General features: G+C 67.1%; 20 protein-coding genes. 14 read left to right on the forward strand and 6 right to left on the reverse strand.

Translation table 11 applies throughout. The annotated features are described in order from the left end of the window. Positions 1–4 precede the first annotated feature (4 nt). Positions 5–889 carry a branched-chain amino acid ABC transporter permease gene (locus tag IM760_RS01215; RefSeq protein ID WP_204426723.1) on the forward strand — a complete coding sequence of 295 codons (885 nt, stop codon included), beginning with the start codon at positions 5–7 and terminating at the stop codon, positions 887–889. Next, a complete protein-coding gene (locus IM760_RS01220) occupies positions 886–3,387 on the forward strand; it encodes a branched-chain amino acid ABC transporter ATP-binding protein/permease (RefSeq protein WP_204426724.1) in 2,502 nt (833 codons plus the stop codon). The genes IM760_RS01215 and IM760_RS01220 overlap by 4 nt, the downstream gene beginning before the upstream one ends. Here IM760_RS01220 and glyS read toward each other — a convergent pair. Beyond that, the gene (gene glyS / locus IM760_RS01225; protein WP_204426725.1) at positions 3,368–5,446 is read right to left on the reverse strand and encodes a glycine--tRNA ligase subunit beta; all 2,079 of its coding nucleotides are present in this window, start codon (positions 5,444–5,446) and stop codon (positions 3,368–3,370) included. The genes IM760_RS01220 and glyS overlap by 20 nt on opposite strands. Continuing rightward, positions 5,443–6,429, reverse strand: a complete 987-nt coding sequence (glyQ, locus tag IM760_RS01230; protein ID WP_204426726.1) for a glycine--tRNA ligase subunit alpha — start codon at positions 6,427–6,429, stop codon at positions 5,443–5,445. The genes glyS and glyQ overlap by 4 nt, the downstream gene beginning before the upstream one ends. Before the next feature lie 115 nt (positions 6,430–6,544). On the opposite strand from glyQ, the gene IM760_RS01235 reads away from it, so the two are divergent. From IM760_RS01235 to rloA3, 6 genes are all read left to right on the forward strand, one after another. Continuing rightward, positions 6,545–7,105: a DNA-3-methyladenine glycosylase I gene (locus IM760_RS01235; protein ID WP_204426727.1), complete on the forward strand. Its 561-nt coding sequence runs from the start codon at positions 6,545–6,547 to the stop codon at positions 7,103–7,105. A gap of 92 nt (positions 7,106–7,197) precedes the next feature. Then, positions 7,198–7,920 (forward strand): glutamine amidotransferase, encoded by a 723-nt coding sequence (locus IM760_RS01240; RefSeq protein WP_204426728.1) that lies wholly within the window; start codon positions 7,198–7,200, stop codon positions 7,918–7,920. A 117-nt stretch (positions 7,921–8,037) separates the two neighbouring features. Further along, positions 8,038–8,658 (forward strand): acyltransferase, encoded by a 621-nt coding sequence (locus IM760_RS01245; protein WP_204426729.1) that lies wholly within the window; start codon positions 8,038–8,040, stop codon positions 8,656–8,658. A gap of 92 nt (positions 8,659–8,750) precedes the next feature. Beyond that, positions 8,751–9,392, forward strand: a complete 642-nt coding sequence (locus IM760_RS01250) for a TetR/AcrR family transcriptional regulator (protein ID WP_204426730.1) — start codon at positions 8,751–8,753, stop codon at positions 9,390–9,392. Then, positions 9,389–11,260 (forward strand): MFS transporter, encoded by a 1,872-nt coding sequence (locus tag IM760_RS01255; protein WP_204426731.1) that lies wholly within the window; start codon positions 9,389–9,391, stop codon positions 11,258–11,260. Before IM760_RS01250 ends, IM760_RS01255 begins: the two co-directional genes overlap by 4 nt. A 19-nt stretch (positions 11,261–11,279) precedes the next feature. After that, the gene (gene rloA3 / locus IM760_RS01260; protein WP_228232727.1) at positions 11,280–11,834 is read left to right on the forward strand and encodes a retropepsin-like aspartic peptidase RloA3; all 555 of its coding nucleotides are present in this window, start codon (positions 11,280–11,282) and stop codon (positions 11,832–11,834) included. A 60-nt stretch (positions 11,835–11,894) separates the two neighbouring features. Here rloA3 and IM760_RS01265 read toward each other — a convergent pair whose 3' ends face one another. After that, positions 11,895–12,584 (reverse strand): fumarylacetoacetate hydrolase family protein, encoded by a 690-nt coding sequence (locus IM760_RS01265; protein WP_204426733.1) that lies wholly within the window; start codon positions 12,582–12,584, stop codon positions 11,895–11,897. Then, positions 12,577–13,971 (reverse strand): FAD-binding oxidoreductase, encoded by a 1,395-nt coding sequence (locus IM760_RS01270; RefSeq protein ID WP_204426734.1) that lies wholly within the window; start codon positions 13,969–13,971, stop codon positions 12,577–12,579. The genes IM760_RS01265 and IM760_RS01270 overlap by 8 nt, the downstream gene beginning before the upstream one ends. A 115-nt stretch (positions 13,972–14,086) precedes the next feature. Between IM760_RS01270 and serA the strand changes: the two genes are divergently transcribed. The 6 genes from serA (at position 14,087) to IM760_RS01300 (ending at position 20,918) form a co-directional block, all read left to right on the forward strand. Continuing rightward, the gene (gene serA, locus IM760_RS01275; RefSeq protein WP_204426735.1) at positions 14,087–15,316 is read left to right on the forward strand and encodes a phosphoglycerate dehydrogenase; all 1,230 of its coding nucleotides are present in this window, start codon (positions 14,087–14,089) and stop codon (positions 15,314–15,316) included. Between the two features lie 105 nt (positions 15,317–15,421). After that, the gene (locus IM760_RS01280) at positions 15,422–16,783 is read left to right on the forward strand and encodes a COG3014 family protein (RefSeq protein ID WP_228232730.1); all 1,362 of its coding nucleotides are present in this window, start codon (positions 15,422–15,424) and stop codon (positions 16,781–16,783) included. Beyond that, on the forward strand, positions 16,780–17,169 hold the full coding sequence (locus IM760_RS01285; RefSeq protein ID WP_204426736.1) for a YcfL family putative periplasmic lipoprotein: 390 nt from the start codon (positions 16,780–16,782) through the stop codon (positions 17,167–17,169). The genes IM760_RS01280 and IM760_RS01285 overlap by 4 nt, the downstream gene beginning before the upstream one ends. Before the next feature lie 33 nt (positions 17,170–17,202). Further along, complete coding sequence (lpoB, locus tag IM760_RS01290; RefSeq protein WP_204426737.1) at positions 17,203–17,796, forward strand: penicillin-binding protein activator LpoB; 594 nt, start codon at positions 17,203–17,205, stop codon at positions 17,794–17,796. A 34-nt stretch (positions 17,797–17,830) separates the two neighbouring features. Next, positions 17,831–19,138 carry a CsgG/HfaB family protein gene (locus IM760_RS01295; protein ID WP_204426738.1) on the forward strand — a complete coding sequence of 436 codons (1,308 nt, stop codon included), beginning with the start codon at positions 17,831–17,833 and terminating at the stop codon, positions 19,136–19,138. A 4-nt stretch (positions 19,139–19,142) separates the two neighbouring features. Continuing rightward, positions 19,143–20,918 (forward strand): monovalent cation:proton antiporter-2 (CPA2) family protein, encoded by a 1,776-nt coding sequence (locus IM760_RS01300; RefSeq protein WP_204426739.1) that lies wholly within the window; start codon positions 19,143–19,145, stop codon positions 20,916–20,918. Positions 20,919–21,014: 96 nt separating this feature from the next. On the opposite strand, the gene IM760_RS01305 is transcribed toward IM760_RS01300, so the two are convergent. Together IM760_RS01305 and ggt are read right to left on the reverse strand one after the other, a co-directional pair. Then, positions 21,015–21,440 carry an SRPBCC family protein gene (locus tag IM760_RS01305; RefSeq protein ID WP_204426740.1) on the reverse strand — a complete coding sequence of 142 codons (426 nt, stop codon included), beginning with the start codon at positions 21,438–21,440 and terminating at the stop codon, positions 21,015–21,017. A gap of 98 nt (positions 21,441–21,538) precedes the next feature. Continuing rightward, complete coding sequence (gene ggt / locus IM760_RS01310; protein WP_204426741.1) at positions 21,539–23,239, reverse strand: gamma-glutamyltransferase; 1,701 nt, start codon at positions 23,237–23,239, stop codon at positions 21,539–21,541. Between the last annotated feature and the right edge of the window lie 33 nt (positions 23,240–23,272).

The following is a 23,272-nucleotide window of genomic DNA, read 5'->3' on the forward strand; positions in this document are numbered from 1 at the left end:
CACTATGGACACGCAGCTGGTATCGGCGCTGATCAGTGGCCTGGGCATGGGCAGCATGTACGGTCTCATGGCCCTGGGCTTCTACATCACCTTCGCGGTCTCGGGCACGGTGAACTTCGCCCAGGGCAGCTCGATGATGCTGGGGGCGGTGCTCTGCTACACCTTCGCCCAGACCCTGGGCTGGCCCATCGAGCTGGCGGTACCGGCGGCGCTGGCGCTGTGCGCGGTGTACGGCCTGCTGGTGGAGCGTTTGGCGGTGCGGCCGTTCGTGCGCCGCGGCTCCGACGCCTGGCTGATGTCCACGGTGGCCCTGGGCATCGTGCTGGACAACGTGGTGATGCACACCTTCGGCAAGGAGCCGCGCAGCCTGCCCTCTTCCCTGGCGGTGTCGCCGGTGGAAGTGGGCGGGCTGGGCCTGGGCGTCTACCCGCTGCAATTGATCATTCCGCTGGTGGGGCTGGCGCTGGCCGCCGCCCTGCATCTGGTGGCGCGCCGCACCCGTTGGGGCAGCGCGCTGCTGGCCACCAGCCAGAACCGCGACGCCGCCCGGCTGATGGGCATTCCCATCGGCCGCGCGGTGGCCGGCGCCTTCGCCCTGTCCACGGTGCTGGCCGGCGTGGCCGGCATGATGATCGCGCCGTTGGCCAATGTGAATTCGGACATGGGCACCCTGTTCGGTCTGAAGGCGTTCTCCGTGGCCATCCTGGGGGGCATCACCAGTGCCTGGGGGGTGATGATCGCCGGCCTGCTGTTCGGCGTGGCGGAAAGCGTGATCACCATGACTCTGGGTTCCGGCTACACCCACATCATCACCTTCGCGCTGGTGATCGTGGCCCTGGCCCTGCGCCCCAACGGCCTGTTCGGCCGCGCGGAGGTGAAAAAGGTATGAAGCGCCTGTCGATTCCGGCCGGCCTGGCGGTGCTGGTCGCCGCCCTGGTGATGGTCTTCTTTCTCAACAGTTACTACGTCTACGTGCTGGCCAATGTGGCGCTGATCGCCATTGTCGGCGTGGGCCTCAACGTATTGCTCGGCCTCACCGGGCAGATTTCCTTCGGCCATGTGGGCTTCTATGCCATCGGTGCCTATACCGTGGCGATCCTCACCAGCCAGGCGGGCTGGTCGTTCTGGCCGGCCTGGCTGGCCGGCGCGCTGGTGGCCACCGTGGCCGGTCTGATACTGGCCCTGCCCGCCCTGCGGGTGAAAGGGCCCTACCTGGCCATGGTCACCATCGCGTTCAGCTTTATCGTTCAGCACGCCATTATCGAAATGGAAGCGCTCACCGGTGGCCAGAACGGCATCATGGGCATCGCCGCGCCGACCTTGAGCGCGGACTGGAGTATTGAACAAACCGTGGCGGTGCTGGCGCTGCTTACCCTGGCGACGTCACTGGTGGCCTATACGCTGCTGGCCCGGGGCACCTGGGGCGCCGCCATGCGCGCGGTGAAGGACAGTGAAACCGCCGCCGAGTCGGTGGGCCTGGGACCGCTGGTGATCAAGACCGTGGCGTTCATGGTGTCGGCGGGTCTGGCTGGTCTGGCCGGCGGCCTGTTCGCGCCGCTGGCCGGCTTCGTGACGCCGGACACCTTCAGTTTCATGCAGTCGATCCTGTTCGTGCTGGTGGTGATCGTGGGGGGCGCCGGTTCGGTGATCGGGCCGGTGATCGGCGCCGCCATCCTGGGCATGCTGCCGGAACTGCTGGCCACCCTGGAGGCCTACCGGTTGCTGTTCTTCGGCGGCCTGTTGCTGGTGGTATTGCTGGTGGCGCCCAACGGTCTGATCGGCCTGGGCGCGGATTTACTGGCCCGGTTGCGTGGCGCGGGCGGCGCGCCCCGGGCGCGGGTGGTGACCGCCGGCGCCGGCCACTCGCTGTCCGAGCGTCCGCGCCAGGGGCTGCGTCTGAACGGCCTGAGCATGACCTTCGGCGGCGTGCGCGCGGTCAGCGACCTGACCATGGAAGTGCCGGCGGCGTCGGTGACCAGCCTGATCGGCCCCAACGGCGCCGGCAAGACCACGGTGCTGAACATGGTGAGCGGCTTCTACCCGCCCACCGCCGGCCACTTCGCCCTCGGTGAACGCACCCTGGGCGCCGGGCGCGCCTTCCGCATCGCCCGCCACGGCGTGGCCCGCACCTATCAGACCTCGCAGCTGTTCGACACCCTGTCGGTGGCCGACAACGTGGCCCTGGCCGCCTGCCGGGGCCGGCTCGGCAACCTGCTCGGCGCGCGCCGCTATCTGTCCAGGGCGGCACGCCAACGGGCCGCCGGTCTGTTGGCGTTCTGCGGCTATCAAGGGCCGCTGGACGTGCCCGCCTCGCAACTGCCCCACGTGGACCGGCGGCTGGTGGAAATCGCCCGCGCCCTGGCCACCGACCCGGACGCCCTGCTGCTGGACGAACCGGCGGCGGGCCTGTCCCGGGAAGACACCGACCGGCTGGCGGCGCTGCTGCGCGCCATTGCCGACGCCGGCGTGGCGGTGATGGTGGTGGAGCACGATATGGAATTGGTGATGCGGGTGTCCGATCAGGTGGTGGTGCTGGACACCGGCCGCCTGCTGGCCGCCGGCAAACCGGAGCAGGTGCGTGCCGACCCGGCGGTGCGCCGGGCCTATCTGGGCGAGGATCTGGGTGACGCGCGGCCGGTGGCGGCGCGGCCGCCGCGCACCGGCCCGGAATGGCTGGGCGTCAACAAGCTGGTGGCCGGCTACGGCGCCGAGCCGGTGCTGCACGGCATCAGCCTGAAGGTGCGCCAGGGGGAAATGGTGGCGCTGCTGGGCGCCAACGGCGCCGGCAAATCCACCTTGATGCGCGCCCTGGCCGGGCTCCATCCGGTGCAGGCCGGTGGTGTGCATCTGGACGGCCAGGCGCTGGAAAAAATGCCCGCCGAGGCCATCGTGCGTCAGGGTCTGGTGCTGGTGCCGGAGGGGCGGCAGGTGTTTCCGGAGCTGTCGGTGCAGGACAACATCCGCCTGGGCGCCTTCCTATGTCCGGCGGACCGGGAGACGCGCCTGGAGGAAATGTTCGAGCGCTTCCCGCGGCTGCGCGAGCGGCGCCATCAGCGCGCCGGTCTGCTGTCCGGCGGTGAGCAGCAGATGCTGGCGGTGGCCCGGGGGCTGATGAGCCGGCCCCGGGTGCTGCTGCTGGACGAGCCGTCCCTGGGGCTGGCGCCGAAGATCATCGATGAACTGTTCGCGGCGCTGGATCAGCTGCGCCGGGAAAACATGACCATCGTGCTGGTGGACCAGATGGCGGCGCTGGCCCTGTCCCTGGCGGACCGCGCCTACGTGATCGAAGGCGGCCGGGTGATGGCCGAGGGCACCGCCCGGGAGATCGCCGCCAGCCCGGAGCTGGCGGACGCCTACCTGGGTGCGTCTACTCCTGCAGCAGGCTGATGTCGGCCACGTTCAGGAACAGATCGCGCAGGAAACTGAGCAGGGCCAGGCGGTTGCCACGCACCGCCGGGTCCTCGGCCATCACCATGACGGTGTCGAAGAAGGCGTCCACCGGCTCGCGCAGTTCCGCCAGCAGGGCCAGCACCGCCTCGTAGTCGCCCGCTTCCAGCAGCGGCTCGCTGCGTTCGTAGGCGTCCACCACCAGATTGGTGAGGGTCTGCTCCGCTTCGTCTTCCAGCAGGGCGCCGTCGATTTCCTCCGGCGGCGCCTCGTCCAGTTTGGCGAGAATATTGGACACCCGCTTGTTGGCGGCGGCCAGGGCGGCGGCTTCCTCGCGCTGGCGGAAGGCGGCCACCGCCTTCACCCGGCGGTCGAAATCCAGCGGCCGGCGGCAGGCGTCGTCGATGGCCAGCACCGACAGGATCACCGGGGTGGCGATGCCCTGCTCCTGGTACATGGCCCGGTAGCGGCCCTTCACGAACTCGAACGCCTCGTCCACCTGACCGGCGTCGATGCGGCCTTCCAGCTGCTCCGCGGCCTGGGCCAGCAGGTCGCGCAGATCCAGATCCAGACCGCCTTCGATAATGATGCGCAGAATGCCCAGGGTGGCCCGGCGCAGCGCGTAGGGGTCCTTGGTGCCGGTGGGCGTCTGGCCGATGCCGAAGATGCCCACCAGGGTATCGATCTTGTCCGCCAGGGACACCGCCTGCCCGGTCTTGGTGTTCGGCAGGCTGTCGCCGGCGAAGCGTGGCAGGTACTGCTCGTGCAGCGCCTCCGCCAGTTCCTCCGGCAGCCCTTCGTTGCGGGCCAGGTAGTAGCCCATGATGCCCTGCATGGTGTCGAACTCGTAGACCATCTCGCTGTTGAGATCGGCCTTGCAAAGCGCGCCGGCGCGGCGCGCCAGTTGCTCGTCGCCACCAATATGACCGGCGATCACGCCGGCCAGGGCCCCGATGCGCTCGCACTTGTCGGCGAGCGTGCCGAGCCGCTGCTGGAACACCACCTGGGCCAGGCCCCGGGCGTGCTGCTCCAGCGGTTTTTTGCAGTCGTTGTCGTAGAAGAAGGCGGCGTCCGCCAGGCGCGGGCGGATCACCTTCTCATTGCCGGCGATCACCTGCTGGGGATCGCGGGACTGAATATTGCTGATGGTGATGAAGGTGGGCGTCAGCTTGCCGTCCGCGTCCAGCACCGAGAAATACTTCTGGTGCTCTTCCATGGCGCTGATCAGCGCCTCCTGGGGCACGCGCAGGAAGTCCTCGTCGAAGCGACCGGCCAGAGCCACCGGCCATTCCACCAGGGCGGTGACCTCGTCGAGCAGATCGTCGTCGATACGCGCCTCGCCACCGGCATCGCGGCCGGCCTGTTCCGCCTGCTGGCGGATCAGCTCCCGGCGGCGGGCGAAGTCGGCGATCACCTTGCCGTCCTGCTCCAGGCGGGTGGCATAGTCCCCGGCCTCGGCCAGTTCGATGGCGTCCGGCGCGTGAAAGCGGTGGCCGTAGGAGGCGCGGCCGGCTTGCTGATCCAGCAGCTCGAACTCGATCACCTCGGTGCCGAACAGGGCCACCAGCCAATGGGCCGGGCGCACGAACTGCACCTTGCGGCGTCCCCAGCGCATGCGCTTGGGAATCGGCAGCTTGTTCACCGCCTGGGTCACGAATTCCGGCACCAGCTCGGTGACCGCGCGGCCGGATTCCTCCAGCCGGGCGAACAGGCGCTCGCCCTTGTCGGTCTGCTGGCGGTCCAGCTGGTCCACGGTCAGGCCCACGGAGGCGGCGAAGCCCTCGGCGGCCTTGGTGGGGTTGCCGTCCTTGTCGAAGGCGGCCTGCACCGCCGGGCCCAGACGCTCCACCTGCCGGTCCGGCTGGCGGGCTTCCAGGTCGCGCACCAGCACCGCCAGGCGGCGCGGCGCGGCGAAGCTTTCCACGGCGCCATGGCCGAGGCCGGCGTCGTCAAGCTGGCGCACCAGCTCCTCGGTGAGGGCGGCGCTCAGGGCCGGCAGGGCCTTGGGCGGCAGTTCCTCGGTGCCCAGTTCGATCAACAGATCCCGTTGCTGGCTCATTGTTTGCCCCCCTTCTGTTTCTTCGCCGCCTTCTGATCCTGTTGCCGGAGCTGGGCTTCCACTTCCTCGCGGATGTCCGCGTCGGCCATCGGGAAGCCCAGCTTGCGGCGGGCGTCGAAATAGGCCTGGGCCACGGCCCGGGCCAGGGTGCGCACGCGCAGGATGAAACGCTGGCGTTCGGTGACCGAGATCGCCTTGCGCGCGTCCAGCAGGTTGAAGGTGTGGGAGGCTTTCAAAACATATTCATAGGCGGGCAGCGGCAGGCCCGCTTCGATCAGCTTGGTGGACTCCGCCTCGAACAGATCGAACTGGCCGAACAGCGCTTCCACATTGGCGTATTCGAAGTTGAAGGTGGACATCTCCACCTCGTTTTGCAGGAACACGTCGCCATAGGTGACGGTGCCGGACGGGCCCCGGGACCACACCAGGTCGTAGACCGAATCCACGCCCTGGATGTACATGGCCAGCCGTTCCAGGCCGTAGGTAATCTCGCCGGTGACCGGGTAGCAATCAATGCCGCCGACCTGCTGGAAGTAGGTGAACTGGGTCACCTCCATGCCGTTGAGCCACACTTCCCAGCCCAGGCCCCAGGCGCCCAGGGTGGGCGATTCCCAGTTGTCCTCGACGAAGCGGATATCGTGGGTGAGCGGATCGAAACCGAGCTGGCGCAGGGAATCCAGGTACAGTTCCTGGATGTTGTCCGGCGACGGTTTAAGCACCACCTGGAACTGGTAGTAATGCTGCAGCCGGTTCGGGTTCTCGCCGTAACGGCCGTCGGTGGGCCGCCGCGAGGGCTGCACATAGGCGCTGTTCCAGTTCTCCGGGCCGATGGCGCGCAGGAAGGTGCTGGGGTGAAAGGTCCCCGCGCCCACTTCCATGTCCAGGGGCTGCACGACCACGCAGCCCTGTCGGGCCCAGTATTGCTGCAGGGCCAGAATCAGGCCCTGGAAGGTGCTTACGTCCGCTTGCGGTTGATCCGCCATGGTGATTCCCGTTGTTCGTTCCGATCGCCGAGCATTGAAAATGAGGGGGGCAAGTATAGCGTCCCCCAGGGGCCGGTGATACCGTGCTCCGGTTCTTCCGAGGAGGGTTTCACCCATGGAACGCTGCCCCTGGTGCGGCACCGACCCGCTCTACGTGGCCTACCACGACAACGAATGGGGCGTGCCCGAACGCGATGCCGACCGGCTGTTCGAATTCCTGATCCTGGAAGGCGCCCAGGCGGGTCTGAGCTGGATCACGGTGCTGCGCAAGCGCGAAAACTACCGCCGCGCCATGGACGGATTCGACCCGCGCCGGATGGCGCGCTACGACGACGCCAAGGTGGCCGGCCTGCTGCAGGACCCGGGCCTGATCCGCAACCGGCTGAAGATGCGCGCGGCGGTGGACAACGCCCGCGCCTGGCTGGACCTGCAAGAAGCGGGCATCGACCCGGTGGCGCTGCTCTGGGACTTCGTGGACGGCGAGCCGCGCGTCAACCGGTTCCAAAGCCTGGCCGAGGTGCCGGCGGTGACGCCCACCGCCGAGGCCATGAGCAAGGACCTGAAAAAGCGCGGCTTCCGCTTTGTCGGCCCCACCATCATGTACGCCTTCATGCAGGCCGCCGGCCTGGTCAACGACCACCTGGTGAGCTGCCCGCGGCACCGGGATCTGGCCTGAATCACAGAACGGGCACCGGGGCGCAGCTTTTACATGCCCTTCACCGAAGCTGGTACGCCCTTTGCTGGGGAACCTTCTGAACGGAGGCACCCATGAAACCTGTACTGATTCTGAAAACCGGCTCCACCTTCCCGACCCTGCGGCAGCACTACGGGGATTTCGAACACTGGATAAGCAGTGGCCTGGGCGAACATACCCCGGTCCGCGTGGTGGACGCCCTGGACGGCGACGCCCTGCCCCACCCGGCGGAAGCCGCCGGCGTGGTGATCACCGGTTCCCATTCCATGCTCACCGAGGAGGCGCCCTGGATGCGCCGGCTGATGCGCTGGCTGGAGGACACCCTGGGCCTTGCCGAGGCGCCGCCGATGCTGGGCATCTGCTTCGGGCATCAACTGCTGGCGCGAACCCTGGGCGGCGACGTGGACAACCACCCGCTGGGCATGGAAGCGGGCACGGTGGCCCTGCGGCTCACGGCGGCGGCGCGCACCGACGCCCTGTTCGCCGGCCTCTGGGACCAGCCCTGGGCGCAGATGATGCACCGACAGTCGGTGCTGGTGGCGCCGCCCGGCGTGGACGTGCTGGCCAGCAACGGCCACGACAGCTGCCAGGCGTTTCGCTACGGCCACCAGGTCTGGGGCTGCCAGTTCCATCCGGAATTCAGCGCCGATGTGACCCGGGCCTATCTGCAGGCCCAGCGCGGCGCCTTGCTCTCGGACCAGCAGGTGGACGACGCCCTGCCCCGGGTGCGCGAATGCCCGCAGGCGTCGTCCCTGCTCGGCCATTTCGCGTCCCGGGTGGTGCCCGCCGCCGCCTGAGCCGGATCGTCGCGACGGAGGCCGCCCCTCCGCTCCCCGTAGGAGCGACTTCAGTCGCGATCATCCAACCCTTCGATTCGTGTAGCATGCGGGGTCCGCCCATCACCCCGTACGCCGATGACCGACCCCTACCGCGATCAGCACAAGCAGCGCCTGGCCTATATGCCCTGGCTGTACCCGCGTCTGAAGCCGCGCCACCGGGCCTGGGCGGAACCCTGGCAGCGGGCGCTGCAGGAGGAGTGGTCCAGATTGGAGACGGTGCGCTTCGGCGCGCACTGTTTTGTGGCGCCCCAGGCGCGCCTGTTCGCCGAACCGGGCCGTGACATCGTGATCGGCGATCACACCCACATCGCCGCCGACTGCGTGCTGCACGGCCCGCTGACCCTGGGAGAGCACGTCAGCCTCAATCACCATGTCACCCTGGAAGGCGGCGCCGCCGGCATCGTCATCGGCGACCATACCCGCATCGCCGCCTATGCCACGCTGTACGCCTTCGACCACGGCCTGCGCGCGGAGCGCCTGGTCCGTGAACAGCCGGTGACCTCCCGGGGCATCGTGATCGGCCGCGACGTCTGGCTGGGGGCCCGGGCCGGCGTGGTGGACGGCGTCACCATCGGCGACCACGCGGTGGTCGGCATGGGGGCGGTGGTGACCCGGGACGTGCCGCCCTGGACCCTCGTCGCCGGCAACCCGGCACGGCCCATCGGCCGCCGGCCCGGGGCGCCGGTGGAGGTTTGAGACGGGCGCCCCTATTTTTCTCTTGAACACTGTTCACCAATCATCGTTATAATGCCCGCCATCGATTCTTCAGGCGACGGACGGGATCCGCCATGGCACGACGCAACGAACACAGCAAACCGGAACTGCGCGCCCTGGCCATCGGCACGGTGCGCACCCTGGTGGCCGAGCAGGGCCTGGAAAAGCTCAGTGTCCGCGAGGTGGCGCGGCGGCTGGGCTATGCCCCGGCCATGCTCTACCACCTGTTCGACAACCTGGATGACCTGATCCTGCACGTCAACGCGGACACCCTGGACACCCTGCTGGACCGCATGGATGCCGCCGCCACCATGGAGAACCCGCAGGCCGCCCTGACCGCCATGGCCCACCATTATCTGGAGCTGTCCCGGGCGCAGACCCCGCTCTGGCAACTGGTGTTCGAGCACCGCATGAACCAGGGGGCGCCGGTGCCGGCCTGGTATCAGCGGCGTACCCGCAGCCTGTTCCTGATGGTGGAGCAGCAGCTGGAGCGGCTGGCGCCCTGGGCCACCGAACGCGAGCGTCTGCTCGGCGCGCGCACGTTGTGGGGCAGCCTGCACGGCATCTGCGTGCTGTATCTGGGCGACAAACTGGACGTGGCCGGCGACGTGGATCCCCGGGAAATGGTGGACTCGCTGCTGCGTCATTATCTGGCGGACTGGTCCGTCACCACCGATCACCGACCGCGGGGCGACCGGAAAGGAGCGCGCTCATGAAGGAAGGGACTTTTTCGCTGCTCGGGAAGCGCCGCTTCGGGCCGTTCTTTTTCACCCAGTTTCTGGGGGCCTTCAACGACAACGTGTTCCGCCAGGCGCTGATCCTGCTGATCGCCAGTGGCGTGGTGGCCGGCACCGAAGTGAACACCCTCAACAACGTGGCCCTGGCGCTGTTCATTCTGCCGTTCTTTTTGTTCTCCGCCCTGGCCGGGCAGGTGGCGGACAAGTACGACCGGGCCATGCTGGTGCGGCGCATCAAGTTCGCGGAGGTGCTGATCATGGGCTGCGCCGCCGCCGGCTTCTTTTTCAGCAGCGTCTATTTTCTGCTGGCGGTGCTGTTCCTCATGGGGCTGCAGTCCACCTTCTTCGGACCCATCAAGTACGCGATCATCCCCCAGCATCTGGGCCCCCGGGAACTGGTCACCGGCAATGCCCTGGTGGAGATGGGTACCTTCCTGGCGATTCTGCTGGGTTCCATTTCCGGCGTGCTGCTGAAGATGGACGCCGCCAGCCCGGCCATTGTTTCCACCGCCGTGGTGGGCCTGGCGCTGCTGGGTTACCTGGCGGCGCGGGGCATTCCGTCGGCGCCGGCGGCGGACCCGGGCAGCCGCCTGAACTGGAACCTGTGGAAGGAGACCTGGCGCATCGTCGGCTACGCCCGCGAGGTGAAGTCGGTATGGATGTGCGTGCTGGGCATTTCCTGGTTCTGGTTTCTGGGCGCCGCCTACACCACCCAGCTCAAGGTGTACGTGGACGATTATCTGCTCGGCACCGACGGTCTTTATGCACTGCTGTTGGGCACCTTTTCCGTGGGAATCGGCCTGGGCTCCTGGCTGTGCGAGAAGCTGTCCGGCCGCCAGGTGGAGCTGGGGCTGGTGCCGCTGGGTTCCATCGGTCTGAGCCTGTTCGGGGTGGATCTGTTCTTCTCCTACGCCGGCCTGCCCAAGGGCGTGGAGCTGGGCATCGGCGCCTTCCTGCAGGCCCCCGCCGGCTGGCGGGTGCTGGTGGACCTGCTCGGCATTGGCGTGTTCGGCGGTTTCTATATCGTGCCGTTGTTCGCGTTCATTCAGCAGCGTTCGGACCCGCGCCATCTGGCCCGCATCATCGCCGCCAACAACATTCTCAATGCCTTGCTGATGGTGCTGTCCGCCGCCGCCGGTATCGTGCTGGTGGGGCTGCTGGATCTCACCGTGCCCCAGTTCTTCCTGGTGCTGGCGCTGCTCAACGTGGTGGTGGCCGCCTACATTTACACGGTGGTGCCGGAGTTTCTGATCCGCCTGCTGGTATGGATGCTCACCAACGTGCTCTACCGGATCAAGCGCAAGGGTCTGGAAAACATTCCCGACGAGGGCCCCTGCCTGCTGGTGTGCAACCATGTGAGCTACGTGGACGCGCTGCTGCTCGGCGGCGCGGTGCGGCGCCCGGCGCGCTTCGTCATGTTCAAGCCGATCTACGACCTGCCGCTGATGAATCTGATCTTCCGGGGCGGCAAGGCGATCCCCATCGACGGCAAGTCGCGCAACCCGCAAGTGTATGAGGAAGCCTTTCGTCGTATTCGCGAGGAACTGGCCGCCGGCCAGGTGGTGTGCCTGTTCCCGGAAGGTCAGCTGACACCGGACGGAGAGGTGGGTGAATTCCGCAATGGCCTGGAAAAAATTGTAAAGGAAACGCCCGTGCCGGTGATTCCTATGGCACTTTCCGGTCTATGGGGTAGCTTCTTCAGCCACAAGGGCGGACGCGCGCTGACCCGGCTGCCTCGGCGGTTCTGGTCGCGGGTGGTGCTCAGCGCCGGTGAACCGGTGCCGCCGCAAGCGGTCGAAGCGGAAGACATGCGCCGCCGTGTGCTGGCCCTGCGGGAACAACCCTGACACTACAATGAGGAATGTTATGCGACGGATTCTTATCGTGATCGGCCTGCTTCTGGGCGCCTCGGTCACTCAGGCCAACACCGAGATTCAGAATGTGTTCGGCTGGGTGGAAAACGCCACGCTGGAACCCATGGGCGCCAAGGTCAAGGCCAAGCTCGATACCGGTGCGCTGACTTCTTCCCTGCACGCGGTGAACGTGGAGCGGTTCGAGAAAGACGGCGAGGAATGGGTGCGCTTCAAGGTCAAGGTGGAAGACCAGAAAGACAAGGAAATGGTCAGCGAAACCTTCGAGCGTCCGATCTACCGGGATCTGACCGTGCGCGGCGCCGGCGGCAAGGACGACCGCCCGGTGGTGCTGATGAAAATCTGTTTCGGCAACACCATCTATGAAGAGCAGTTCGGCCTGGATAACCGCAGCGACATGATCTATCCGGTGCTGATCGGCCGTCGCACCATTCAGCATCTGGGTGTGGTGGATGTGACCAACACGTTCATGCACGAACCCAAGTGCGATGAAGACAGCCCGGTGAAGGAATTCGACAAGGACAACACCGACGAGGACATCGGTGACTAGAGCCTGCCGCAAGCGCGACTTCAGCCGCGATCACTGGAACGATCGCGACTGAAGTCGCTCCTACGGTTGTGACGGGGCGTCTTGCACGCGCCCGAACACCTGAAGAATATTACCGAGACGGGCGGTGAAACTGTCGCCGCCGTTGAGCGGCCCCACGCCGGCCGGAGTGCCGGTAAACACCAGGTCGCCGGGCTCCAGGGTAAACACCCGATTGATGTCGGCGATCAATTCAAAGGTGGGAAACAGCATCTGGCCGGTGTGGCCGTGCTGCCGCATCTCGCCGTTGATCTCCAGGGACACTTCCAGATTCTGCCGCACGGAAACACCGCGCGCGTCCACGAACCCGGACACCGGCGCGGCGCCGTCGAACGCCTTGGCCCGCTCCCACGGCTGCCCCTTTTCCTTGAGCCGCGCCTGCACGTCGCGCAGGGTCAGATCCAGGCCCACGCCGTAGGCGGCGATGGAATAACGGATCACGTCCAGATCGGTTTCGCCGCTCAGGCGCTTGCCGATCATCACCACCATTTCCACTTCATGGTGCACCTCGCCCTGCCCCTCCGGCAGTGCCAGCGGTTCGTGCAGGGTGCGCAGCGCATTGGCGCCCTTCATGAACAGCAACGGCGAATCCGGCACCTCGTTGCCGAGCTCCCGGGCATGGTCCGCGTAGTTGCGTCCCACGCAGACGATCTTGCCCACCGGCAGATCCATTTCCGACCCGTCGATCCAGCGGTGTACGTAACGCTCAGACATCGAACAGCTTCCCGGGATTCATGATGTTGTTGGGGTCGAACACCGCCTTGATGGCCTTCATGGCGTCGATGTCCTCCTCGCTGCGCGAGTAGCCCAGGTAGGGCTTCTTGGTCATGCCCACACCGTGCTCCGCGGAAATGGAGCCGTTGTAGCGCGCCACGATTTCGAACACCCATTTGGAGACCTCGCCGCAGCGCTGGAAGAATTCTTCCTTGGCCAGGTCCGCCGGTTTCAGAATATTCAGGTGCATGTTGCCGTCGCCGATATGACCGAACCAGACGATCTCGAAATCCGGATAGGCGTCCTGCACCACCTTGTCCACGTCCTCGACGAAATCCGGCACCTTGGAAATGGTCACCGAGATATCGTTCTTGTAGGGGGTGTGCGGGGCGATCGATTCGGAGATCCGCTCGCGCAGCTGCCAGAGCTGCTGCAGCTGGCCCAGGGACTGGCTCATCACGCCGTCCAGCACCCAGCCCTGCTCCACGCAGTGTTCGAAGATTTCCATGGCGCGCTCGCCGACCTGCTCGGACAGCTGCTCGAACTCCAGCAGGCAGTAGAACGGACACTCGGTGTCGAACGGTGCCGCCACGCCGTGCTGCAGCACATGGCCCATGGCCTTGTCGGAGAAAAACTCGAAGGCGGTCAGGTCGATGTCCTTCTGGAAGGCGTGCAGCACCTTCATGACCTCGCGGAAGCCCGGCGCGCCCAGCACCAGGGCGGTCAGATCCCGGGGCGCCCGGGTCAGGCGCACGGTGGCCTCCACCACGAAGCCCAGGGTGCCCTCGGAGCCGATGAACAGGTGGCGCAGGTCGTAACCGGTGGCGTTCTTGATCAGGCCCTTGTTCAGGTCCAGCAGATCGCCCCGGCCGGTGACCACCTTGAGCCCGGAAATCCAGTCGCGGGTCATGCCGTAGCGGATCACCTTGATGCCGCCGGCGTTGGTGTTGATGTTGCCGCCGATCTGGCTGGAGCCGGTGGAGGCGAAGTCCACCGGATAGAACAGGCCCTGCTGCTCGGCGAACTCCTGGAGCTGCTGGGTGACCACGCCGGGTTGCACGGTGACGGCCCGGTCGTACTCGTTGAAGTCCAGAATCTTGTTCATCCGGTCGAACGCCACCACCAGCTCACCGTCGGCGGCCACCGCCGCCGCCGACAGGCCGGTGCGCCCGCCGGAGGGCACCAGGGGCAGGCCGTGCTCATTGGCGATCTCGACGATCTGCTGGACCTCCTCGGCGGTCTCGGGCAGCACCACGGCGCAGGGCGCCGGCGCCCACACCTTGGTCCAGTCCACCCCGTAGCGCGCCGCGCTCTCCGCGTCGGTCAGGCAGCGGCTGCCGAGCAGCTCGGTCAATTGGTCCAGCGCGGCATGGGCCAGGGCGGTCATAGGCAACTCCAGGCTTGTTCAAGTCGACTTGAAGACAACGATCAGCGGGATGGGTCTCATCCGGGGCGGGCTATGATACCATACGCGCCCATTTAACCCGCTACCGAGAGCACCCATGGCCAATACCTCTCTTGAGAAGGACAAGATCCGTATTCTCCTGCTCGAGGGCGTCCACCAGAACGCGGTGGATAATCTGAACGCGCACGGTTACAGCAACATCGAGCTGCTGCCCACCGCGCTGACCGGCGATGACCTCAAGAAAGCCGTGAAGGACGCCCACTTCATCGGCATTCGCTCGCGCACCCAGCTCACCGAGGAGGTGTTCGAGGCCGCCGACAAGCTGATGGCCGTGGGTTGCTTCTGTATCGGTACCAACCAGGTGGACCTGAACGCCGCCCTCAAGCGCGGTATTCCGGTGTTCAACGCCCCCTACTCCAACACCCGTTCGGTGGCGGAGCTGGTGATCGCCCACACCATCAACCTGATGCGTGGCATCCCCGAGAAGAACGCCGTGGCCCACCGGGGCGGCTGGCTCAAGTCCGCCAAGGACAGCTACGAAATCCGTGGCAAGAACCTGGGCATCGTCGGCTACGGCAACATCGGCGCCCAGGTGTCGGTGCTGGCCGAGTCCATGGGCATGAAGGTGTACTTCTACGACGTGGTGCCCAAGCTGCCGCTGGGCAATGCCCACCAGGTGCAAAGCCTCAATGAGCTGCTCAGCCTGTCCGACGTGGTCAGCCTGCACGTGCCGGACACCGCCGGCACCCGCTGGATGATCCAGGAAGAGCAGATTCGCGCCATGAAGCCGAAGAGCTACCTGATCAACTATGCCCGCGGCAAGGTGGTGGACATCGACGCCCTGGCGGCGGCGATCCAGGACGGCCATCTGCTGGGCGCGGCCATCGACGTGTTCCCGGAAGAGCCGAAGGGCAACGACGACGAGTTCGTCAGCCCGCTGCGCGAGTTCGACAACGTGATCCTGACGCCGCACATCGGTGGCTCCACCCATGAGGCCCAGGAGAACATCGGCACCGAGGTGTCCGAGAAGCTGATCCGCTACTCCGACAATGGCTCCACCCTGAGTGCCGTGAATTTCCCGGAAGTGGCCCTGCCGTCGCACCCGGACATGCACCGGCTGCTGCACATCCACAAGAATATCCCGGGCATTCTCAGCCAGATCAACGCGATCTTCTCCGAGAACGACATCAACATCTGCGGCCAATACCTGCAAACCAATCAGGACATCGGCTACGTGGTGATCGACGTCAACAAGGGCTACAGCCAGCTGGCCCTGGACAAGCTGCGCACCATCGAAGGCACCATCCGCACCCGGGTGCTGTTCTAGCGCCTTTTCGGCGCGCCGGTGCCTCGACAAGAAACCGGAGTCGGGCTAACTTGCCCACTCCGGTTTTTTTCTGTCTGGCCGTTGGGGAATAAGGATGCCTCGCCCTTGATCTGGTGGTTCACCCGTCACGCGCTGCTGTGCCTGCTGGGCGCGGCGCTGCTCTCCGGCTGCGCCACCCGCTCCCTGTTTCAGCCCTACCCGGACCAGGCCCGTGACTGGAAAAACGGCCTGGGCGCCGGCGCCGCCCCGGTGGCGCTACTGGACAAGGGCGTGGACAGCGCCGACGGCGTGCTCTATCTGCAGGAGCTGGGCCGGGTGGAGCAGCTCAACGGCGACATCGACACCAGCCGCTCCGCCTTCGCCCGCGCCATCGACCACTACCGGGACACCGACGAACAGGCGCGCCTGCGCGCCTCCGGGCTGGCCGCCAACGCCGGCGCCCTGCTGGTCAACGACAACGCCCGCCCCTATGTGGCGCCGGACTACGAGCGCATTTACAGCCACGCCTACCAGGCGCTGAACTACTGGCGGCAGGGGGACGTGACCGGCACCGCCGTGGAACTGCGCGCCGCCGCCAACGAACAGCGGGTGGCCGCCAACCGGCGCGACCGGGAGATCGCCGAGGCGCAAAAGGAGGCGGACCAGGCGGACCTGGACACGGAGCGCTTCGACGGCTACTTCGCCGGTCTGGACGCCGCCGCCGGCGACGTCAAGGCCAGCTTCCAGAACGCCTGGACCTTCTATCTGTCCGCCCTGTTCTGGGAGGCCCACGGCGAGTACAACGACGCTCTGGTGGACTATAAAAAGGCGCTGGAAATCCACCCGGGATCGGACCTGCTCAAGGAAGACGTGACGCGGGTGTCCCGGGCCCAGGATGGCCACCGTCCCCGTGGCCAGGGCATGGTGGCGGTGCTCTACGAACAGGGCTATGTGCCGCCGCGCCGGGAGCTGAGCCTGCCGATCCCCACCATCCACGGGCTGTTCGCGGTGGCGTTCCCGACCTATTCCCCCGCCGACAAGCCGCGCCCGGCGCCGCTGACGGTCACCGCGCAAGGCGCCTCGGCACGCACCGAGGTGCTCACCGACGTGGGCGGCCTGGCCGCCAAACACCTCAAGGAACAGTTGCCCGGCATGCTGGTGCGCCAGACCCTGCGCGCCACCGGCAAGTACAATCTGCAGAAAAAGGCCAACGACGATTTCGGGCCGGTGGGCGCGCTGCTGACCCAGCTGTTCAATCTGGTCAGCGAGCGGGCCGATCTGCGCGCCTGGCTGAGCCTGCCCGCCTACGGCCAGGCCACCCGTCTGTTATTGCCCCCCGGTGAGCAGCGTCTCCAGTTGAGCACGCCCGGGGGCGGTGCTAGTTTGACCGTGCCCGTGGTGGAAGGCGGGCTCACCGTGATTCACGTGGTGTCGCTGCCCGATGGCCTGATCACCCGCGTGTTACCCGTTCAGGAGGGACCGCTATGAAATCCATTCTCGCGCCGCTGGGCGCCGTACTGCTGGCGGTGGCGCTGACCGCCTGTTCCACCTCGAACATGGCGCGCCCCGGCGACGACGGTGAGGTGGTGCTGCACTCCAACAGCACCCTGCTGGGCAACCGCCTGTCGGTGGAAAGGCTGCGGGAAAAAACCGTGGGCGACCTGATGTACGTGCAGGCCACCCTGGAAAACGGCTGGAAGGCTGAACTGGATTTTCAATACAAGATCAAATGGTTCGACAAGGACGGCTTTGAAGTGGCGCCGGAATCCCAGCCCTGGCGACAACTGGTGATGGCCGGCCGCAGCCAGAACAATGTGCAGGCGGTGGCTCCCAATCCCAGCGCCGTGCGTTACGAAATCTGGGTTCGCGAATAATCGCGCCCGGAACCCATGAAAAAGGAGAAGGTAATGGTTCGCGTACTGTCCATGGCGGTGCTGGCAACCGCGCTGCTGCTCACCGGCTGCGCTTCCAAGGTGGATTACGGCGACGCCCAGGCGCGGGAAACCGTGACCACGGACTTCGGTTCCACCGATCTGCAGATGATCGCCGCCAAGATGGTGGACGACATGATGGTGTTTCCGCCCGTGGTCGACATGACCCGCGACCGCCGCCCGGTGATGTTCGTGGACCGGGTCAAGAACAAGACCAGCGAGCACATCGACACCGAATCGATCACCGACACCATCCAGAGCAAGCTGATCAATTCCGGCAAGTTCCGGTTCGTGGACATGTCGGTGGTGGACCGGGTGCGCGAACAGCTGGAATACCAGCAGGACTCCGGCATGGTCGATCAGTCCACCGCCGCCCAGATGGGCCGCCAGGTCGGCGCCGAGTTCATGCTGTACGGCAATCTGTCGTCCATCGTGAAGCGCGACGACAGCACCAAGGACGTCTACTACAAGTTCACCCTGAAGCTGCTCAATATCCAGAGCGGCATCATCGAGTGGTCCGGCGAGAAGGAAATCCGCAAGACCCGCAAACGCAGCCTGTTCGGTCTTTGATTCCGGCCCGGTGGCCGTCGCCAGGGAGAGTCCCATGTTGAAGCGCTTTTCGTTGCACCGGTTTTCCACGCTGATCGTGCTTCTGGCGCTGGCCCTGGCCGGCCCGCTGCGGGCCGCGGAAACCGAAACCGTGACCGCCCGGGGCTACGGGCAGGACCCGGAGCAGGCGGTGGCCAACGCCCTGGTGGCGGCGGTGCGCCAGGCCGGCGGGGTGACCCTGGCGGTGGACCCGGCGTTCCGGCGCCAGGTCGGCCAATGGGTGGTGCAGCGTCAGGGCGACGTGACCACCTGGACCGGCACCCGCACCTCGGTGGCCGAGCCGCAACTGCCCACCCTGGGCAGCCTGCAAAGCTACCGGGTCACCGACGTGGCCCGCCAGGACGATGCCCTGTGGCGGGCCGAGGTGGAGGCGGTGATTCTGCGCCATCGGGCGCCGGGACCGGACCGCTCCCACCTGCCGGCCATCGTGGTGGCGCCGTTCACCACGTCCGACAGCCGCTACACCCTGGGTGAGACCACCCTGCCCGCCGCCGAGGTGCGTGCCCGCCTGCAGGCCAATCTGGTGGACGCCTTCGCCCAGTCCGGTCGCTTCCGGGTGCTGGACCGGGCCCACCTGGCCGCCCGCGAGGCGGAGCAGGCGATCCTGCGCAACGGCAGCGCCGAGCCCGCCGAGCTGCTGCGGCTGGGCAAGGCGAAGGGCGCCGACCTGTTGCTGGTGGGCCAGATCGAGGCCTTCGACATCGGTGACCAGGCGCGCACCTTCTACGGCGCCAGCTTCCAGGGCTACGAGCCCTATGTACGGGTCCGCTACCGGCTGATCGACGCCGCCGGCGGAGAGATACTGGCCGCCGGCCTGTTCGACTGGCAGCAATCCGAAGCCAGCGTGCGGCAGCTGGCCCGGCAGCAGAACCTGGATCAATGGCGCCACCCGGAACGGCTGGCCGACCTGGTGTACCCGCGCATCGCCCGGGCCCTGGCCGGGGCCGCCACCGACACGCTCTATCCGGTGATCGTGCTCAAGGCCGACGGCGACCGGGTGTGGCTGAGCCAGGGCGAGGGCCGTCTGGAGGCGGACACGGTGCTTAACGCCTACCGGCCGGTGGAGACCATCCAGGACCCGCAAACCGGCCTGCCGATCCGCATGGACAGCGAAGCCCTGGCCAGCCTGCGGGTGCTGGAGGTGCGTCCCGATTACGCGGTGGCGCGCGTCACCGAGGGCCGCGAACCGCTGCGGGCGGGCGACCGGGTGCGGCCGCCGGCCCGAATGGAAAGCCCCACGGCTCAGCCCGCCGGCCAACCGGACAGCCCCGGGTCGTCCGAAAAGCCGCTCTCCTGGGACTGAGTCCATGACCGGTTATTTCAACCAGGCGCTGGTGCTGCTGGCGGCGGCGGTGCTGTTGCTGCCCCTGTTCCAGCGCCTGGGGCTGGGCAGCATCCTCGGCTACCTGGCCGCCGGCATCCTGATCGGGCCCCTGGGCCTGGGGCTGATCCCCGGCGCGGAAGCGGTGCTGCACTTCGCCGAACTGGGCGTGGTGCTGATGCTGTTCCTGGTGGGCCTGGAACTGGCGCCGGATCAACTGTGGGCGCAGCGTAAACGCCTGCTGGGGCTGGGGCTCAGCCAGATGCTGTTCAGCACCGCCCTGCTCACCGCCTTCTTCCTGGTCTGGGGGCAAAGCACCCCGGCCGCCATCGCCATCGGCGCCACCCTGGCCCTGTCGTCCACCGCCTTCGCCGTGCAGATGCTGGTGGAAACCAACCAGCTGGGCACGCCCCAGGGCCGCAATGCCTTCTCCATTCTGCTGTTCCAGGATCTGGCGGTAATTCCGCTGCTGCTGTTGCTGCCGGTGCTGGCCGGTGGTGGCGGCGGCGAGGAAGAGCCGCAACTGCTGATCGGCCTGGGCGCGCTGGTGCTGATGTGGCTGGCCGGGCGCTATCTGCTCAACCCCTGGCTGGCCTGGCTGGCGCGGCTGCACAACCGGGAGCTGATGACCGCCACCGCCCTGCTGCTGGTGCTGGGGGCCGCGGAGCTGATGGAAATCCTGCATCTCTCCATGGGCCTGGGCGCCTTCGTGGCCGGCATGCTGCTGGCCAACTCGCCGTTCCGGGAGCAACTCGACACCGATATTCAGCCGTTCAAGGGGCTGCTGCTGGGCCTGTTCTTTATCGCCATCGGCATGACCATGGACCTGAAGCTGCTGGTCAGCGCGCCGCTGCGCATCCTGGCCATGGGGGTGGCGCTGCTGGTGGCCAAGACCCTGGTGCTGATGGTTATCGCGCGGGTCATGAAAGTGGCCTGGCGGGACGCCCTGCGCTTCGGGTTATTGCTCAGCCAGGGCGGCGAGTTCGCCTTCGTGCTGTTCACCCAGGCCGGTGCCCTGGGGCTGCTGGACGAGGGCATGATCGCGCGGCTCAATCTGGTGGTGGCCCTGTCCATGGCGGCCACGCCGCTGCTGCTGAAACTGGTGGCGCGGCTGTGGCCGGCGCCGGCGCGGACCAGCCGGGGCGTGGACGATGAACCGGCGCCCCACGGCCAGCCGCCGGTGATCGTGGCCGGGTTCGGCCGGTTCGGCCAGATCATCGGCCGGATTCTGGTGAACCGGCGGATTCCGTTCACCGCTTTGGACTCCAACCCGGAGCACATCGACACCGTGCGTCGCTTCGGCAACGAGGTCTACTTCGGCGATGTCACACGGCTGGACCTGCTGCGCACCGCCGGGCTGGAGCATGCCCGGGTGATGGTGCTGGCCATCGACGATGTGCAGGCATCCCTGCGCGCGGCGTCGATGATCCGCGAGCATTTCCCGCACATCACCCTGATCGCCCGGGCCCGCGACCGCTACCACGCCTATTCGCTGATGGCCGAAGGGGTGGAGCATGTGATTCGCGAGACCCTGGATTCCAGCCTGCGCGCCGCCCAGACCACCCTGGTGCAGCTGGGCGTGCCGGAAAGCACTTCCATCGAGGTGGTGCGCACCTTCCGCGACGTGGACGAACGGCTGCTGCGCGAGCAATTCCAGCACCGGGACCAGCTCGACAAGCTGATCGAGATTTCCGCCCGGGGCCGGGAAGAGCTGGAGTCACTGCTGGCGGCCAGCGTCGACGGCAAGAACAAGAACGAATGACGGTGCCATCGCGACGGAAGTCGTTCCCACGGTGCTGTCGACACGGTGCTATCGACACGATTGCAGGAGCGGCTTCAGCCGCGATAGCGGAGGGCGTTAAAGCCGCAGCTTGTTGAGCCCCCGGCGGATGCCGTTCTCCAGCGCCGGCTTCACCAGCGCCCCCACCAGCGGCAGCTTGCCGCGAAACACGATGGTGTATTGCAGCCGCGAGCCGCCCTCGCCATGGGGGGAGAACACCATCTCGCCGTGATGGTCGCGCAGCGGGCTGCCCCGGGTGATGCGGTAGGCGATGCGCTGGTCCGGCTCGAAATCGGTGACCGTCTCCTCGAACGCCGGCGCCAGCGGCAGGGTCATGCGGCGCACGGAACCCACGCCATTGGGATCGTCGATGCCGGTTTTCACCCGCCGCACCCGGATCGGGGCGAACAGCGCCGACAGGTTCTCGTGCTGGCTGAGATGGTGGAACAGACGGTCCACCGGATACGGAAAGGTCTTGTCGATCTCGATGCGCTGCAGGCCCATGGGCTCCCTCGTTGACGATGAACGGAACCCGGAGTCTGCCCGCTCAACGGCGCCGCGCCCAGGTTCCAACGGGCCAGACGCCGGTGAATGGTGGCCGGTCAGCGGGCGCTGGCGGCCTGGTCGGCCGGCGGCTGTTCGGCGGGGGCGCGCACCTCGGCGCTGCCGATGGCGCGGGGGTCGGCGGCGGCGGTGACCCGGTCGCCGTCACGCTGCCAGAGGATCGCCTGCATGTTGCCGTATTCCCGTTCCACCGAGACCAGATCATGGCCGCGCAGGGTCAGGCTCTTGGCTTCCGGGGTATCCAGGAACGCGGGCTCCACCTGCACCTGGTCGGGCAGATACTGGTGGTGGAAACGCACCCGGCCCACCCAGTCTTCCACCGGTTTGCCGGCGGCGGCTTCCATCACGCCCAGCATCACCATGGTGATGATGCGGCTGCCCCCCGGCGTGCCGAGGATCGCCACCCGGTCGTCGAACTCCACGAAGGTGGGGGTCATGGACGACAGCGGGCGCTTGCCCGGGGCAATGGCGTTGGCGCGGCTGCCCACCAGGCCGTAGGCGTTGGGGCTGCCGGGCTTGGAGGAGAAGTCGTCCATCTCGTTGTTGAGGATCACGCCGGTGCCCGGGGGCATGAAACCGGAGCCGAACGGCAGATTGATGCTCAGGGTGGCGGCCACCCGGTTGCCGTCCGCGTCGAGCACGGACAGGTGGGTGGTATGGAAGCCCTCCTCGCTGACCACCGGTTCGCCCAGCTCGCTGCTGGGGGTGGCCCGGTCCAGCTCGATGGAGGCGGCACGCGCCTTGGCGTAGGAATCGCTCAACAGGTTATCCACAGGCATGTCGACAAAATCCGGATCGCCCAGATAGCGGCCGCGATCCTGGTAGGCGCGCCGCCAGGCTTCCACGGTCAGGTGTGGGAGTAAGTCCTCACTAATCTCGCCGCCATTGAATTGGCTGAGGATGTTGAGCGCTTCCATCATCACGATGCCGCCGGCGGAGGGCGGCGGCGCGCTGATCACCCGGCCGCCGCGGAAGTGCCCGACGATGGGTTGGCGCTCTTTGACCTGATAGTTTTCCAGGTCCTTTTTGGTCCAGATACCCCCCGCTTCGCGGACGCCGCGCACCAGCTTGTCGGCCACCTCGCCTTCGTAGAAGCCGTCGCGGCCGTCCTCGGCGATGGCCTCCAGCACGTCGGCCAGATCCGGCTGCTGGATCAGGGTGCCGGTGGCGGGAATGCGGCCGCCGTCCAGGAACACGCCGGCGGCCACCGGGTAGCGGTTGAGCACTTCCCGGCGATAGCCGGCCAGGGTGCGGTAGTGCTGCTCCACCGGGAAGCCTTCCCGGGCCAGGCGGATCGCCGGCGCCAGGGTCACGGACAGCGGCAGTGTGCCGTAGCGCCGGGCCAGGTGTTCGAAGGCGGCGGCCTGGCCGGGAATGCCGGCGGCCAGCGGGCCGTTGATGGCGCGGTCGCGGACCACCTCGCCGCTGTCGTCCTGGTACATGTCCTCGGTGGCCGCCGCCGGGGCGGTCTCGCGGGCGTCCACCATGGTCTGGAAGCCGTCGCTCTCCCGGTGCAGCAGCCAGAAGCCGCCGCCGCCCATGCCCGCGGAGTAGGGTTCCACCACCGCCAGGGCGGCGGCCACCGCCACCGCCGCGTCGAAGGCGTTGCCGCCCCGGTCGAGAATCTCGAAGCCGGCCTCGGTGGCCAGCGGATGGGCACTGGCGATGGCGGCCTTGCCCGGCGCGGCGGCCTGGGCGGTGGCGGTGAACAGCAGGACGAGCAGGATCAACCCGCGCATTGCGATCTCTCCTTGAAAGGGGTCAGCCGGAGT

Source organism: Alloalcanivorax marinus (assembly GCF_016906305.1).
Lineage (GTDB): Bacteria > Pseudomonadota > Gammaproteobacteria > Pseudomonadales > Alcanivoracaceae > Alloalcanivorax > Alloalcanivorax marinus.

Bases quoted from the DNA above. Each gene is read 5' to 3' on its own strand.
- IM760_RS01215 (WP_204426723.1), top strand. From the start codon at position 5: ATGGACACGCAGCTGGTATCGGCGCTGATCAGTGGCCTGGGCATGGGC.
- IM760_RS01220 (WP_204426724.1), top strand. From the start codon at position 886: ATGAAGCGCCTGTCGATTCCGGCCGGCCTGGCGGTGCTGGTCGCCGCC.
- glyS (WP_204426725.1), bottom strand. From the start codon at position 5,446: ATGAGCCAGCAACGGGATCTGTTGATCGAACTGGGCACCGAGGAACTG.
- glyQ (WP_204426726.1), bottom strand. From the start codon at position 6,429: ATGGCGGATCAACCGCAAGCGGACGTAAGCACCTTCCAGGGCCTGATT.
- IM760_RS01235 (WP_204426727.1), top strand. From the start codon at position 6,545: ATGGAACGCTGCCCCTGGTGCGGCACCGACCCGCTCTACGTGGCCTAC.
- IM760_RS01240 (WP_204426728.1), top strand. From the start codon at position 7,198: ATGAAACCTGTACTGATTCTGAAAACCGGCTCCACCTTCCCGACCCTG.
- IM760_RS01245 (WP_204426729.1), top strand. From the start codon at position 8,038: ATGACCGACCCCTACCGCGATCAGCACAAGCAGCGCCTGGCCTATATG.
- IM760_RS01250 (WP_204426730.1), top strand. From the start codon at position 8,751: ATGGCACGACGCAACGAACACAGCAAACCGGAACTGCGCGCCCTGGCC.
- IM760_RS01255 (WP_204426731.1), top strand. From the start codon at position 9,389: ATGAAGGAAGGGACTTTTTCGCTGCTCGGGAAGCGCCGCTTCGGGCCG.
- rloA3 (WP_228232727.1), top strand. From the start codon at position 11,280: ATGCGACGGATTCTTATCGTGATCGGCCTGCTTCTGGGCGCCTCGGTC.
- IM760_RS01265 (WP_204426733.1), bottom strand. From the start codon at position 12,584: ATGTCTGAGCGTTACGTACACCGCTGGATCGACGGGTCGGAAATGGAT.
- IM760_RS01270 (WP_204426734.1), bottom strand. From the start codon at position 13,971: ATGACCGCCCTGGCCCATGCCGCGCTGGACCAATTGACCGAGCTGCTC.
- serA (WP_204426735.1), top strand. From the start codon at position 14,087: ATGGCCAATACCTCTCTTGAGAAGGACAAGATCCGTATTCTCCTGCTC.
- IM760_RS01285 (WP_204426736.1), top strand. From the start codon at position 16,780: ATGAAATCCATTCTCGCGCCGCTGGGCGCCGTACTGCTGGCGGTGGCG.
- lpoB (WP_204426737.1), top strand. From the start codon at position 17,203: ATGGTTCGCGTACTGTCCATGGCGGTGCTGGCAACCGCGCTGCTGCTC.
- IM760_RS01295 (WP_204426738.1), top strand. From the start codon at position 17,831: ATGTTGAAGCGCTTTTCGTTGCACCGGTTTTCCACGCTGATCGTGCTT.
- IM760_RS01300 (WP_204426739.1), top strand. From the start codon at position 19,143: ATGACCGGTTATTTCAACCAGGCGCTGGTGCTGCTGGCGGCGGCGGTG.
- IM760_RS01305 (WP_204426740.1), bottom strand. From the start codon at position 21,440: ATGGGCCTGCAGCGCATCGAGATCGACAAGACCTTTCCGTATCCGGTG.
- ggt (WP_204426741.1), bottom strand. From the start codon at position 23,239: ATGCGCGGGTTGATCCTGCTCGTCCTGCTGTTCACCGCCACCGCCCAG.